This window comes from Streptomyces sp. NPDC059740, from assembly GCF_042733155.1.
Taxonomy (GTDB): Bacteria; Actinomycetota; Actinomycetes; order Streptomycetales; family Streptomycetaceae; genus Streptomyces.
This window is the reverse complement of the sequence record NZ_JBHWGP010000007.1, coordinates 46,804-60,348: the sequence shown is the minus strand read 5'-3', so window position 1 is coordinate 60,348 and position 13,545 is coordinate 46,804. Positions and strand designations below refer to the sequence as shown.

Genomic DNA, 13,545 nt, shown 5'->3' with positions numbered 1-13,545 from the left:
CGGCATCAACTGGAGCCATGCTCAGAACCGGTGGATCGAGCTCGGGGAGCACGCGAAGGGCGTATATTCCCGAGCGATCAATGGTGGTCGTCGAGTGGGCCGGTGTTCGCAGCACCCGTCGGGAAGGCGCGCTCGTGCTCAACGGCAGGCTGATCGAACGGCCCCAGGAGCGGGCGGCATGACGGCTATCGGCCTGCGGCCGGTCACCTCTGCGGACAGCGAGTACTGCTTCCAGCTGCACAAGGCCGCCATGGGCACCTACATCACGGCCGTCTGGGGCTGGGACGAGCAGGCCCAACGCGACTTCCACGCCCGCGCATTCACTCCGGACCGATGGCAGATCATCACCGTCGACGGCACGGACGCCGGCATGCTGCACGTCGAGCACCGGGCCACCGAGGTCTACCTGGCGCGGATCGAGCTCCCCCCCGACCACCAGGGACGCGGCATCGGCCGCCGGCTCATCCGCGGCCTCCTGGAACAGGCCCGCCAGCAGGGCCGGGACCTCACCTTGGACGTCCTCGTCGTCAACCAGCGGGCCCAGGCCCTCTACCGGCGACTGGGCCTGCGCGAAGTCACTCGTCATGGCGAGAACCACATCAAGATCCGGATGTCCACCAAGCAGCCTCATGCCGGCTCGATCCACCGATCTTGACAGTGACTCCGGCAGGCGGACGCGGTCGGGCACAGGGCCGCGGACACCCGCGCACGCCCTGTTACGCTGACGCGCCAGCATGTGTCCGATTGCGCCCAGTCGACGGGGAGTTGACCTCCGGCGGCCCGTCGAGGCACTGCGGAGAACCCCATGCCCAACGGGAAGAAGAAGCTGACCGCTGTGGTTGTCTCAGCGGTACTTTCACTGTCGGTGCTCGGCCTGGTCTGGCCCGCGGCGTCCGGGGCGCACGGGGCCGGAGACAGGACGGTGGCCACCCAGTGGCCCCCGGCACAGGGTTCCTCCTCCGTGCGGGAAGCCCCCTCCCGGGCCTGAGGGGTCCTTGCCATATGCCCGCCCGGGTCGCGTGGTCTGGCACCGCACCTCGCGGCGTTGCCGAAAAGCCCTGGTAGCTCCGCTACGAGGACTCTCCGGCGCCTTGCGATGCACGGCACCAGACCACGCGACCTCATCGGACGCTCATATTGCAAGGATCCCTGAGCCGGGACCTCCGGATCAACTCGCACGACCCGCCGGGGACGGTTTCCGCCCCAGCGGGTCGTGCGGGTCGCCCCGGGCGGGAGGACCACACCGCGCCCGGGGCGACCCGGACAGTGAAGGCGACACTGCGGCGCAGGACGGACCGGTGAACTACGTCACCAGTCGAAAGGTGACACGCTGCCCGTTGCCGGCACCCTCCCGAACGGGCACCACCGGCGGACGTCAGGCGCTGATAGCCCCTGCGAACGCACCTGAGGCGTCGGCGGCGGCCGGCTCCAGCCCACCGGGAGGCACCCGGGACCGTGGTCCAGCGAAGGCCCCGGGCCTCCTCCGGGGCGGCGAAGGCCGACTTGCCGGAGGTGGGCGAGCCGCAACGCACTGAACGTGGCGCGCCGGCGCTGGGCGGAACCGCGTCCGGAGCCCAGTCGCCGCGCGCTCGAACATCAGCGGCGGGGCTCGATCCTGAGGTCACCGCTGTTGAGCCTGCGGCCCCTGTCGCTGGCGAGGAGGTCGTGCGGGTAGCCCAGCCCGATCGCGCCGGCCTCTTCGAGCCGGGTCAGTTGTGAGTCGGTGAGATCGACCTCCAGAGCACCCAGATTGTCCTCCAGCTGCGCAGGTGTGCGGGCGCCGAGGATCGGTGCCGTCACGCCCGGGTTCTGCAGGAGCCAGGCCAACCCGACCTGACCAGGGGTGCGCCCCGACTCCCTGGCGACCTCCTTCACGACGTCCGCGACGGCCAGGTGGCGTTCGGACAGCGCGCCGTTGGCGATGTTGAAGCTCTTGCGGGTGCCTTCGCCGCGGGCCTTCGCCGCGGTCAGGTCGTCGCGGCTGTACTTGCCGGTGAGCACCCCGCCGGCCAACGGCGAGAAGGGAACCACTCCCAGTCCCATCTCGTGTGCCATGGGGATCAGGTCACGCTCGCCGGTACGCTCGACCAGGTTGTACTCGGTCTGCAGAGCGACCAGCGGTGTCCAGCCGCGCAGGTCTGCGATCGCCTGCATACGCGATACCTGCCAGGCCGGGACGTTGCAGATCCCCACATACAGGACCTTCCCCTGCCGAACCAGATCGTCCATGGCCCGCAGGAACTCCTCGACCGGCGTCGTGAAATCCCACACGTGCAGATAGAGCACGTCCAGGTAGTGCGTGTTCAGCCTTCGGAGACTGGATTCCACAGACGCGAACAGGGCTTTGCGGTGGTTCCCTCCGGAATTCGGATCGCCCGGCCGGCGAAGCGTCGAGAATTTCGTTGCCAGTACCAGGCTTTCACGGTTGTCGCGGGTGAACTCGCCCAGCAGACGTTCGGAGGTGCCATTGGTGTAGGTACTGGCGGTGTCGATGAAGTTGCCACCGCGCTCGACGTAGAGGTCGAACAGCTTGCGCGCCTCGTCAGGCTCGGCGCCCCAGCCCCAATCCGTGCCGAAGGTCGCCGCGCCCAGCGCCAGCGGTGACACCCGCAGCCCGGAGCGACCCAGCAGCCGATAGGTATCGAGGGTGAGCGACATCGTGTCCTCCTGTGCCTGTGGTCCGTTGTCACAACCAAGACTGTGGCCGGCGCAGTCCGGAGGTAAGGGAGAGAAGTTCCTGGGAACACCGGTACCACCCTGGCTGTTGGACGGCACATGACGAGCCGCACGGTGGACCCGACTCAGGAGCTGGCCGCGTTCCTGCGCACCCAGCGCGAACGCCTGGACCCCAACGACGTCGGCCTGCCGACACGTCGGCAGTTCCGGCGGACCCCGGGACTGCGCCGGGAAGAAGTAGCCGAGCTGGCGGGGGTCAGCGTCGACTACATCGTGCGGCTGGAACAGGCCCGGGGGCTACGGCCCTCAGCGGACGTGGTGGAGGCGTTGGCCCGGGCCCTCCGGCTGACGCCCGACGAGCGCACCTACCTTTTCGATCTGGCCCAGCAGCGCCCCCGAAACGCCGGCAAGCCTGCCACCACGGCAGCGCCTGCGCTGGCACGACTGGTCGCCGATCTGTCACCGCTGCCGGCCATGCTGACGAACCACCGCTACGACATCCTGGCCTGGAACAGCGAAATGGCCAGGTTGCTGTGGGATTTCGGCACCCTTTTGCCGGCGCAGCGCAATGCGATGTGGCTGTGCCTGGTACACCCGGAAATACGCAAGTACTACGTCGACCGCGAACGCGTGGTACGTGAGGGTGTTGCCCACCTGCGTGCAGCGTGGGCCGCGCACCCGGAGGACCAGGCGTTGACCGACCTCATCACGGAATGCGCCACCCGTAACGAGGACTTCGCACGAGTGTGGGCCGAACGGGAGGTGAAGGTCAACGGCCGCGGACAGAAGGTCATGCGACACCCGGGTGCCGGCGTCATCACTGTGCACTTCGAAGTGCTCACGCCACTTCAGGACGCCGACCAGCGACTGATGATCTGCCGCGCCGTGGACGAGGAGAGCAAGTCGGCACTGGACCGGTTGTGCGCACGATGATGTCGGACTGTCCGATCACGTCATCGCAGTCAGGTTCGCGGGCCCATGCTGGACATCGTCCCTCGATCCGGGAGGTGAGACTTCGAACGGCGTCCGGGGCGCCGACTCACCGGTGACCTCCTCGACCGTTGTTCCGAGGGCGTACGGCTGATCGCCTCGGCTCTGTCCAGCCGATCAGGTGACTACTGCGCCCTCGGATGCTCGGGTCGGCCGTGGCGGTGAGATGACGGCGCTGCCGCGCGGGTGCGTGACCGCGACCAGGCAGGCGTTCGAAGTGGTGGTGGGCAGTTACCGCCTGATGGCCACGGCGAGCCGACGCGTGTGGGGCCTCGCCGCTGCGGCGTGCCGCGGCTGCACCTCCGTCATGGCGGGTGACTTCCCGACTGCGTTCGAGCTGAAGTGGCGGTAGGCCCACCCCCACTTCAGCCGCCCGCGATCCGTGCCCGTCCGTGGCCGTTCGCCCTGCCTCCGCGCGCTCCCTGTGGGTCCAGGAGCCGCCCGCCTGCCGTGTCGGGACTTCCTCGGCCACCTCGATGCCGATGCGCGGTGCCGAAGACACCGCCCGATGTGAGGGAAGAGGAGGTGCCACACCGTTTTCGAGCGGGAGAATGCCGGCATGAACGCCAAGGGCAGGCTGGGCCGGACGCCGGGAAGAGCAGCTCTGATCGCGGCAGCCGGAGTCGCGCTATGGGCAGGCGTCGCCGCTGCGCTGTGGAAGCTGTGGCACACCCGGAACATTGGTCTCTCACTCGAGTGGTACCTCGTTCACCCGTGGGTATTCGTCCTCGTCGCAGGCACCTTGACGGCATTCGCGATCGCCGTCGCGACCCCACCGGCAGGCGGCTCCAGTGGGTCCTCGGTCTACCAAGCCAGGAGGACAAACTCCTCCGTCTCCGCCGCTGCCGTCCGCGGTGGAGGGTCGATCGTCAAGATCATTGCCTCGCTGAGCCTTGCCGTCAGCGCGACCGCGGCGACGATCCAACCGGTCGCATGGGTGCTGCTCGGTCTCCTGGCCATCGTCTTGGGCGTCTTCCTGACAGCAGTCCTCTACAGCTTCCTCTCCAACGCCCCTGAGCGACGTCGGGCAGCCCAGCAGACGGTGGCCCTCCTCGGCAGCGACTACACGCCTCCGGAAGACTCCGCACCACCAACGACCAACGCCGACGAAGAGTGAGAGGGCCTCCGCAACCGCAACCGTGTGTCGGCGCCGTTCGTTGCAAGGGCACCCACCCACGGCTGGTGAAGACGGGCGGCGCGATGCTCCGTGACCGCCCTCCACCCTGCCCCCCGGCCCGGTGCGTCCGTAAGCGGCACCCGGGGGAGCAGTGCCGGGACTGTCCACTCTGCCCGCCCACAGCGAGGTGTTCGACGCGCGCGGCTGCGGTTCCCGGCGCACGGGCCCGCCGCCGGTCGTCCGGCCGGGGCGACGCAACGCCTGGTCCGCGTCGCGTGCCGGTGGTCCGGGCCCGGGCGGGCCGGAGGGGGCGGGTGACGGACCTCTGCCGGGCTCCGCCGCGGCGGCGTCTTCTATCCTCGCCGGGTGAGTTCCACACGTCGCACCTGCCGGCTCGGGCACCAGTTGCGCTCCCGGGCGCTCCTGCCACCGGGCGGCGAGAGCCCAGCGCAGAGCCCCCCGGCACGGCCCGTACCCCGCTCCCCCCGTCTGCCGCCGCGCGCCGCAGACGTGGTGGCGACGGTGGTCGTCCTGCTGCTCACGGTGTGGAACGGTCTCCTGAATCCCTACCTGGGGCCGGCCGGCCCCTGGGGCAACCTGCCGCTCGGCGCCGTGAGCGCACTGGCACTGCTCGCCCGGCGCCGGGTGCCCGAGCTGGTGCTCACCGTCGCGCTGCTCGCCAAGGTCCTCCAGGTCTCGCCTTTCGCACTACCTCTCGCCTACTACGCGGAGGGCGCCTTCCGCGGTCCGCACAGCCGCCGGACCGTCTGGGCCTCGGCCGGTGTCGGGCTGGTGGCCCTCGCGCCCTGGCACGCCGGGGCGTGGTCCAGCCTCCGGACCGTGGCCTCCTGGTTCGCGGTGAACTACGTCTTCTCCTGCCTGGTGCCGCTGCTGCTGGGGCTCTACACGGGCCAGCGGCGCGCCGTCGTCGCCGGTCTCGTCGAGCGGGCCGAGCGCGCCGAGCGGGAGCAGCGGCTCGTCGCCGAGGCCGCGCGGGAACAGGAACGCCGGCGCATCGCCGCAGAGATGCACGACGTGGTCTCCCACCAGGTCAGCCTGATCGTGGTGCACGCCAATGCACTCGGCGCCGTCGCCCACGACCCGGAGACCACGGGCGAGGCCGCACGGATCATCCAGACGGCCGGCCGGCGCGCGCTCACCGAACTCCGCGAGATGCTCGGGGTGCTCAGGAGCAGCGCCGCAGACGGCCGGGCCGGCGCGGCCGAGGAGCCACCGCTGCCCGAGGGGGGCGCCTCCGACGTGACGGAACCGCCGGATCCCGCCGCCTCGGCCGGGGAGCGGCCCGCCCCCGGGGAGGCCGTCGACCGGATCAACGAGCTGGCCGAGACTTCGCGGGCCGCCGGCCTGCCGGTCACCGTGCGCGTCGAGGGCGCGCCTCAGCCGCTGGCGGAGCCCGTCGAGCGTGCCGCGCACCGCATCGTGCAGGAGGCGCTGACCAACGTGCACAAGCACGCCCCGGGCGCCGCGACGCAGATCGACCTGGCGTTCGCCTCCGAGGCGGTGCGGGTGCGGGTCGTCAACGGCCCACCCGGACGACCGGCCGAGCCGGCCGCCGACGGTGGGCCGCTGCTGCCCAGCGGGGGACACGGGCTGATCGGTCTGACGGAGCGGGTGCGCCTGGCCGGGGGCACCATCGAGTCGGGGCCCACCGGCGACGGCGGTTTCCGGATCGCGGCCGCCCTGCCCGCACCGGCGTCCGCACACTGAGCCCGACCGCGACGGGGCACCTGGCGTTCCGCCGAGCGGACGGAGGCGTCGCCGATCATTCCGCCGTGACGCGCCCGATCCAGCCGCGGTGGGCGGTCAGGTCGGTGTAGATGCCGGGGCCGGTGGCGCACTCCGGGTCGGCGTCGCCGTCGCGGCTGGTCGCGCCGATCAGTTCCCACCGCCCGGGGCGGCCCTTGATCTGCGGCCCGCCGGAGTCGAGGATGCATGCCTGCGCGTTCTCCGTGGGGCTGTCGGTGCACAGCTCGTTGTCCCCGTGAAAGTTCTCGCTGCACCGCTCGTCGGGGACGACCGTGGTGTCCAGCTCCTGCAGAGTGACCGGGGGGTGCGGGCACTCGCTGCCGTCCTCGCAGGTCATCCCCCAGCCGAGGATCCGGGTGTGGGTCCCCGCCGGTGTGGGGTCGGCGGCCACCTTGATGGGCTGGGCGTGCACGGGGTGGTCCAGTTTCATGACGGCCACGTCGTTGCGGAAGGGCTCGTAGGAGAAGTCCGGGTGCGCGATGACCTTGGTGACCTGCGCCTTCTCGCCCTTCGTGCGGTCGAGGTCGCCGACATGTACGGAGAGCTGGCTGGGCTTGACGTTCACCGTGCAGTGTCCGGCGGTCACGATCCAGTCCGGCTTGATCAGGGAGGCGCCGCAGTAGTGGTGGCCGTCCTTCAGCACGCTCACCATGAACGGGTACTCCGAGGTGGCGTCGTGCCCCCCGATGATCGCCGACGCCGACGGTGCCACCGCCAGGGTGAGCGCGATCGCCCCCGCCGAAGCGCACAGTGCCGCCCTGCCTCGCTTGATCATCTGTCCTCCAGCGTCTCGTTGCGGATGCGGTCGCCCGCGAAACCCCGGTGCGGTACCGGTCCCGGGAGGCTTCGTCCCTCCCGACCGGCGCTTCCGGGTGAGCGGCATCGCTGTCGCTCCTCCCCGCCCTCTCGGACGACGGGGGCTCGGACGACCGCTTCGGGCCCGGCCGGACCCGACGCCTTCCACCCTGTCCCGGTCGGCGCTCGCGGCGCGTCAGCCTTTCCGCTCGACCGGACTCGCCCGCAGGTTGTACGACCCGTCAGCGCGATCATGCTGCAGGACTACCGCATGGCGGGTGGCGGCCGCGGGCGACGTCCGGGGGAGCGCGGTCGACAGCCCGGTCTACGCTCCGACCGTGAGCGGGCCGTCTTCCAGCGCGCCGGTCGCCCGCCTCGTCCGCGACGACACGTCCGAACCGTCGTCCCCCGCTCACGCCCGCAGTTGCACGCGCGCACTCGGAAGGGACACCGGGCTGCCCGGGCACCGGGTCGCGCCGATACACCCATGTCACTGGACACCGCGCCGTCGACTGCCGCAAGTGCCAACCGCACGCGTCCACTTCACGCGATTGGTTCTACCGTGAGTTCTCGCTCTGCCATCGTCCGGAGGAGCGGCGGGACTTCCAGGAAAGCCCCACGCGCATCGCCCACCGCACTGCCCGGGAGGCAGGCCGTATGCCTGTCGCCTGCAGGAGCCGCTCGTCGAAAAGCGCGGCAGCAGCGGTTCGGGCCAGCGGCCCCAGAGCGCTCGGCAGACGTTCGGCGAGGATGCCGAACGTGGCCTCCATCAAGGCGCGCCCCTCTGCGGTCGCTGCGAACGTGCGCGCCTCGTACCGGTCCATCCACACACCCAGAGCCTCGTAGGATCCGGGGACCCCGGTGATCCCCATGCGCGCGGCCAGGCCCGCATAGAAGGCGTGTGCCGCTGCTCGCTCCTCGGCCGTGGTCGGCCGCCATCCGATGCGGTCGATGTGCCGCAGCGGAGCCACGCAGAACGCCGCCAGCACGTACACGAACTCCTCGTCCCCGACGGGCAGCCCACGGTGCAACCGGCTGAGCGTCTCCACGGCTGCCCGCCCTGCCGGTGCCTCGAGCCCGTGGTCGATGAGGGCGTACATCAACGCCCCGGTGGCCTTCGCGCGTTCTACCGGCCGCGACGACATCTTCCCGGTACCGACCAGAACCCTGGCGATGCTCGGCACGGCGAACGTGCGGTAGAAACCGAGGTTGAGCCCCATGCGCAGCTCGTCGGCGAAGTCCACCAGCGCGAGGCGGCGGTAGACGGTATGTGCTTGTTCTTCGTCACTCACCGCGTAGCTCTTTCGGCTCGGGGCGACGCAGCGCGCCGCGAGGACCAGTGGTTGTGCAACGCCATGGTCCACCCGGACCGGCTGATCGCGCTCGTCAGTCCGGCTCAGGAGGAGAACGGACGGCACCGCGGTGGGGAGTGCTGCCGCTGGGCAGCCGAGCGGCTGTACCCGGAGCGTTGGGGTGTCCGCGTGGCCCCGGCGCACCACCGGTCGAGGACCGTGCGCTCTCAAGATCCCCCCGGCCATGTGTCGGGGGAGTGGGAGTCGCAGGTCCGGTGCGAAACGTGGCAGGTCCGTCACCCGGCTCGGCTGCGTACCTGGTTTCTCCACGCCGGCGGACTCCTCCCTACTGCCCGCCTGGCCGTCACAGGCGCACCGCTGGTCGCCTCCTGGTTCCTCGCCGCGGCGCTTGGCGGGCGTGGGAATCGTTCCCGCCTGCCTCACACTGGCCGGCTGCCCACACTCACCCCCGGGCACGCCGCACGCCTCGCCAAGACCTCCCGGCCTCGCCCGCTTCACCCTCGTACGCTCCAGGGGCCTGCGGAACGAGATACCGCAGGGAACTGGACGAGGACGCCCACTCCGACTGGTTCAGGGCCGACGCCAGAGACGACACAGAAGCAAGCCTCCAGCCGCGTGTACGACGCGATCGCGCCCGCCATTGTCCGGATCGTCCGCCGGCAGTGCGGATGACGCACAGCAGGAGATCGTCACCGAAGGCACCGTTGGCGGACGCGCCGGACCCCGACAGGAGTCATCACCCGCGTCGCGTGCAGGCCCAGCACCCAGGCCAGCTCCGCCGGCTCAAGCGGCGTGGCATGGCCCCACGCGCGGGCCCCGAGGGTGCGCCAGGAGGGATGCACAGCTGTGCGCAGGGCCGACGCATCCCCGGGGCGGGCGGTGGATCCGCGCCCACGGCCCCAGGCCCCGCTTGGTCAGCTTCCGCTCGGCCCGCTGGAGCTGCTTGATGGCCTTGTGTCCCTTCGCCGGCCGCCCCGGCGAGCCGCTCCTCGTGCGACCGCACGGTGGGCAGGCCGTACCGCTCGCACGCGGCCTCGGTGAGTACCAGCAGAGGCCTCGCCGCGGGAGGGTCAACGGGTCCTGAGCATCACCACGATCAGGGACAGCATGCCGAGCAGCACGTGGGTGGCGACGAGGTAGAGGACCACGCGGACCCACAGGCCGCGCGGGATGCTGCCGTCGGAGGACTTCCGCCCGGCGGTGCCCCGGGGGGTCGCAGCCGCGCCGGGCGGCTCCTCGGAAAGGCCATGGGAGGAGAGGTCGTTCACGGGGTCTTCCTTTCCCTGCCACCGCCGGCGCCAGGGCCGACGCAGAGGGCTGCCGTGTCGCTTTGCAGCAGCGTGTGGACGAACAGCAACTCCACGCCGTCGCGGGAGCCGGCCATGATGCGGTGCGGGGTGAGGGAGCCGAAGTGGGCGGCGTCCCCGGCGGTGAGGAGATAGGCCGTGTCGGCGAGGGTGAGGCGGAGTTCACCCCGCAGGACGTAGAGCCACTCCTCACCGGGGTGCACGCGCACCAGGCTGTCCTGTTCGCCGTGGGGCACCTGCAGTCTCAGGGCCTGCAGGGCTCGTCCGGGGCTTCCCACCGCCTGGTACAGCCAGCCCCCCGCACGGGTGACCGGCCCTTCCCCGTGGCGGATGACGCTGTCTCGTTCGGGCACGGCCTCGCCCAGGAGTTCGGAGACCGTGGTGCCGTAGGTACGGGCCAGGGTGAGGAGCACGGGCAGGGACGGCTGGCGCCGGCCCGTCTCCAGTCGTGAGAGGTGGGCCGGGGAGAGGCGGGCACGTTCCGCGGCGGCCTCCAGGGTCATGCCGCTCTGGTGGCGCAGGACGCGGAGCCGGGGCGCGACCGGAGGCGCGACCGTGTCGGGGGGCTCGCCTTCCGGCCCCGGCGGTGTGGTGTCTGCGGGCGAGTGATGGGATTCGGGGGACACACTCAGAGAGATACGCCTTTCTTCGCCTCCCAGGCAAACAACTTGCCTCTGAGGCAAAACGCTTTCGCCCGCCGAGGTCGCGAGGCCTCGTGTGCGCGGCTTCCGCGGACCCGCCTGGCCGCCCGGGTTCCACGTTCTGTGCTGTGACCGACGCCCCGCGTTACGGTGGCCAGGTGTACCGGACCTGCGTCTCCCAGTACGTCAGAGCCCCCCGGTCCGCCGTCTACCGGGCGCTGCTCGATCCGGAGGCGGTGGCGGTATGGCGTGTACCGGAGGGCATGGCCGCGCAGGTGCACGCCTTCGAGGCGTATGAGGGCGGGTCCTTCCGGGTCTCGCTCACGTACGACGATCCCGACGGTGGTGTCGGCAAGTCGGTGGGCCACACTGACACCTACCAGGGCCACTTCGCGGAGCTGGTGCCGGACGAGAGGGTGGTGGAGGTGCTGCGTTTCGAGACGCCGGACCCCGCGCTGGGCGGCACCATGACGATGACGACGACGCTCTGTGACGAGGCGGACGGCACGAGGGTCCTTCTCGTCCACGAGGGTGTCCCCGACGCTGTGCCGGCCGCCGACAACCGGGCGGGCGCCCGCATGGCGCTGGCCCAGCTCGCTCGGTTCGTCGAGGGCCGACCGGAAGGCCCCGGGCGCGGCACGCAGAGCGGTTGAGTTCCGGCCGGCGGATCGTGCGGCCATCGGGCCCGTCACAGGCCGGTGGCCTGACAGGCGGCGAGTGGACGCGCCCTTGGCCACGGCTGCTGCTGTCCCGAGCCGGTGCCGGTGGCACGGCTGCACGTTCGCGACCGGCGGTGCGGAGGTGCGCCGGTTCGATCGGTTGACGCGAAGTCGGTGTGGGCGCGGACGTCCCGGCCTTCGGGAAGCACGCGGATGGGTTGACCAGCAGGAGCACAGCGGCGAGTGCGCCGGCGGGCGTCCGCTGCACCTAGCCTTCTGCGTCGGCGGCCGCAAGTCCGGCCGCGGCGAGGACCTGGTCGAGGTAAGGCCGAACCTGGCGGGCTCGCAGCGCGAACTGCGACTGCGCTGCGGCGCGCTGCCGCCCGAGCACCGGGTACCCCGGCGGCGCCGCCGCCTCGTCGAGCAGGAGCTGCGGCTGTTCCGGGACGAGGTCGGCGACGCGTCCGCCGCGCGCGGCCGCCAGGTGTTGCTGCGCGGTGGGCGCAGTGACCCCGAGGGTGTCGGCGTCGGTGGCCGCGGTGAGTGCGGGTCCTGGTCAAGCAGCTCGGCCACACGGTCTCGGTCTGGTCGCGGGGGACCATGTCGCCGCCTCCCGTCCTCCGCCCGCCGCGGCCGGCGCCGCCTATCGCAGGACGGATGACCCGCCGGCCGGCGCCCCTGCCACCCGCTTCGGCGGACCGGGTGCCGACCTCTTCCGTTCATGTCGCGCAGGCGGGCGCAGCAGTCGCGGTCGGGCGACTCAGCCCGGTGACTGTCGCCGTCGCGGCCTTCACTCTTGCCGCAGCTGGTTCCGTTCCTCCAAGGTGGTCGCTATGCAGTCGCCGACCGGTCGCAATCCGAGGTACGCCTCCGGAAGAATCGCCGAGGACAACACCCGTGTCGGGCCCCGATCCACCGCTAGAGATGGCTTACGGGCCGGCTTAGGCCTGCCCTTCGACCGTCGTGTGGTGATCCTGGTAGAGATCGCCGACGACCCCAACGAGACGGCTTTGGCCGAGGAGTTGTTCGCCCTCCGCGGGTGGCCGGAGCGTCCCGCGGAGGAACACGAACGGGCCGGCTGCCCGCCCGAGCGCGTCGCGCGCGTGGTGGAGGTCCGGCTGACCGGGGCGCGGAAGGTGCTGTCGAGCGGGCGCTTGGCCTGGTCGACCGGCTCGCGGTGGCGGCGTCGCTGAACATGTGGGCGCGAGACGCCGTCCTCCTGGAGCACAAACCGGAGCTGTACACCGCCTGGCGGGTGCGCACTGCTCCCGGTGTCCCACAGTCCGGCCGGGTGGTGCGGACGGTCGAACCCCGGGGCCGGTCCGGCGCGCTTGAGGACCTGCGAACCCGGGAGCTGGCCGGCTACTTGCACGTCTCGGCCGTCGACCTCGTCCCCGCCGACGAGTCGTCCACCGATGTCAGGCTGGCTCTTCTGGGAGCCAATCTCGGGAGCACGGTGGCATTCGCGGCTGCGGTCCTGGCCATCGCGCCGCACACCGGCTGGCAGCCACTCGGATGGTCGGCGACCGTGCTCTTCGGTCTGCCCTGGCTGATCGCCGGTCTCCGCCACGCGCTGCGGGACTCCCCTGTGCGCCGGGCCGTCCTGTGGTCCCTGCCTCTGGCTTCACCGATCCTGCTGCCGTTCGTCACGTGGATCGGCGGACTGATCCAAGACCGCTACATCAGCTACTTCGGCATACCGTCCGACTCGGTGCACACGGGCACCATCGGCCGCTTGTGGGCAGGAGCACTGCCGGTGACAGGGGTGCTCTACTGCGTGGCATTCGGGGTCGCAGCCTACGGCTGGAACCGGCGGTTCCACGGGAATCCCGACACCCGGGAAGTGCGCAACACCGCCCTTGCGGCGGGTGCCGGACTCGTCGCCGGCCTGGTCCTCGTCGTGTCGCCGTTCTACCTCTACCCCATCGCCTCGAAAGCGGCCGGGGCTGCTGCGGCAAGCCTCCAGGAGCCTCCGCCCTACTACAGCCTGCGCCCCACCCTGGTCTGCGTCCGGCCCGTCACACCCGTGGCCCACCCCGCAAACGGCTTTCCCGGTCCCTCCTACGGAGGCACCGTGCCCCTCACGCACCCCCTGCTCACGTTCGGTCCCGACGGCGACCGCATCTGGCTCTGGGGCCCCCGGTCAAACCAAGCCTTCAGCATGGACCTCGCCGATGCCACGTTCAGTCCCATCGACACCGACCTGACGAGCAAAACCAACCCATTCCCGTGCCTCTGACCGGAACGGGCAGTCAGCCAGCCGGCCTTGGCAGGTTCCTT

13 protein-coding genes and 1 pseudogene are annotated in these 13,545 nt (G+C 71.0%); 8 read left to right on the top strand and 6 right to left on the bottom strand.

What is annotated here, in order from left to right; all coding sequences use genetic code 11:
* Window positions 1-178: 178 nt before the first annotated feature.
* Window positions 179-655 carry a GNAT family N-acetyltransferase gene (locus tag ACFV3R_RS11435; RefSeq protein ID WP_385579297.1) on the top strand — a complete coding sequence of 159 codons (477 nt, stop codon included), beginning with the start codon at window positions 179-181 and terminating at the stop codon, window positions 653-655.
* 941 nt (window positions 656-1,596) lie between these two features.
* Here ACFV3R_RS11435 and ACFV3R_RS11430 read toward each other — a convergent pair.
* Window positions 1,597-2,658, bottom strand: coding sequence for an aldo/keto reductase (locus ACFV3R_RS11430; RefSeq protein WP_385579295.1), 1,062 nt, complete (start codon window positions 2,656-2,658; stop codon window positions 1,597-1,599).
* 132 nt (window positions 2,659-2,790) lie between these two features.
* Here ACFV3R_RS11430 and ACFV3R_RS11425 point away from each other — a divergent pair, with 132 nt between their 5' ends.
* The 4 genes from ACFV3R_RS11425 to ACFV3R_RS11410 all read left to right on the top strand — a co-directional run bounded on the left by ACFV3R_RS11425 (window position 2,791) and on the right by ACFV3R_RS11410 (window position 6,511).
* The gene (locus ACFV3R_RS11425) at window positions 2,791-3,609 is read left to right on the top strand and encodes a helix-turn-helix transcriptional regulator (RefSeq protein ID WP_385579292.1); all 819 of its coding nucleotides are present in this window, start codon (window positions 2,791-2,793) and stop codon (window positions 3,607-3,609) included.
* A gap of 247 nt (window positions 3,610-3,856) precedes the next feature.
* The gene (locus ACFV3R_RS11420; protein ID WP_385579289.1) at window positions 3,857-4,018 is read left to right on the top strand and encodes a hypothetical protein; all 162 of its coding nucleotides are present in this window, start codon (window positions 3,857-3,859) and stop codon (window positions 4,016-4,018) included.
* Window positions 4,019-4,225: 207 nt separating this feature from the next.
* Entirely contained in the window at window positions 4,226-4,783 is a 558-nt protein-coding gene (locus tag ACFV3R_RS11415; protein WP_385579286.1) for a hypothetical protein, read from the top strand.
* Window positions 4,784-5,149: 366 nt separating this feature from the next.
* On the top strand, window positions 5,150-6,511 hold the full coding sequence (locus ACFV3R_RS11410) for a sensor histidine kinase (protein WP_385579283.1): 1,362 nt from the start codon (window positions 5,150-5,152) through the stop codon (window positions 6,509-6,511).
* Between the two features lie 55 nt (window positions 6,512-6,566).
* On the opposite strand, the gene ACFV3R_RS11405 is transcribed toward ACFV3R_RS11410, so the two are convergent.
* The 5 genes and pseudogenes from ACFV3R_RS11405 to ACFV3R_RS11385 form a co-directional block, all read right to left on the bottom strand.
* The gene (locus ACFV3R_RS11405) at window positions 6,567-7,325 is read right to left on the bottom strand and encodes a S1 family peptidase (protein WP_385579281.1); all 759 of its coding nucleotides are present in this window, start codon (window positions 7,323-7,325) and stop codon (window positions 6,567-6,569) included.
* 577 nt (window positions 7,326-7,902) lie between these two features.
* On the bottom strand, window positions 7,903-8,637 hold the full coding sequence (locus ACFV3R_RS11400) for an oxygenase MpaB family protein (protein WP_385579277.1): 735 nt from the start codon (window positions 8,635-8,637) through the stop codon (window positions 7,903-7,905).
* A 743-nt stretch (window positions 8,638-9,380) separates the two neighbouring features.
* Window positions 9,381-9,718: pseudogene (locus tag ACFV3R_RS11395) on the bottom strand (transcriptional regulator); the annotation flags it as partial.
* Between the two features lie 10 nt (window positions 9,719-9,728).
* Window positions 9,729-9,926 carry a DUF6126 family protein gene (locus ACFV3R_RS11390; RefSeq protein ID WP_385579274.1) on the bottom strand — a complete coding sequence of 66 codons (198 nt, stop codon included), beginning with the start codon at window positions 9,924-9,926 and terminating at the stop codon, window positions 9,729-9,731.
* Window positions 9,923-10,597, bottom strand: a complete 675-nt coding sequence (locus tag ACFV3R_RS11385; protein ID WP_385579909.1) for a helix-turn-helix domain-containing protein — start codon at window positions 10,595-10,597, stop codon at window positions 9,923-9,925. Before ACFV3R_RS11385 ends, ACFV3R_RS11390 begins: the two co-directional genes overlap by 4 nt.
* A gap of 167 nt (window positions 10,598-10,764) precedes the next feature.
* On the opposite strand from ACFV3R_RS11385, the gene ACFV3R_RS11380 reads away from it, so the two are divergent.
* The 3 genes from ACFV3R_RS11380 (at window position 10,765) to ACFV3R_RS11370 (ending at window position 13,504) form a co-directional block, all read left to right on the top strand.
* On the top strand, window positions 10,765-11,259 hold the full coding sequence (locus ACFV3R_RS11380) for an SRPBCC domain-containing protein (RefSeq protein WP_385579906.1): 495 nt from the start codon (window positions 10,765-10,767) through the stop codon (window positions 11,257-11,259).
* A gap of 974 nt (window positions 11,260-12,233) precedes the next feature.
* Window positions 12,234-12,458, top strand: coding sequence for a hypothetical protein (locus tag ACFV3R_RS11375; protein WP_385579271.1), 225 nt, complete (start codon window positions 12,234-12,236; stop codon window positions 12,456-12,458).
* The gene (locus ACFV3R_RS11370; RefSeq protein WP_385579268.1) at window positions 12,443-13,504 is read left to right on the top strand and encodes a hypothetical protein; all 1,062 of its coding nucleotides are present in this window, start codon (window positions 12,443-12,445) and stop codon (window positions 13,502-13,504) included. Before ACFV3R_RS11375 ends, ACFV3R_RS11370 begins: the two co-directional genes overlap by 16 nt.
* The last annotated feature ends 41 nt before the right edge of the window (window positions 13,505-13,545 follow it).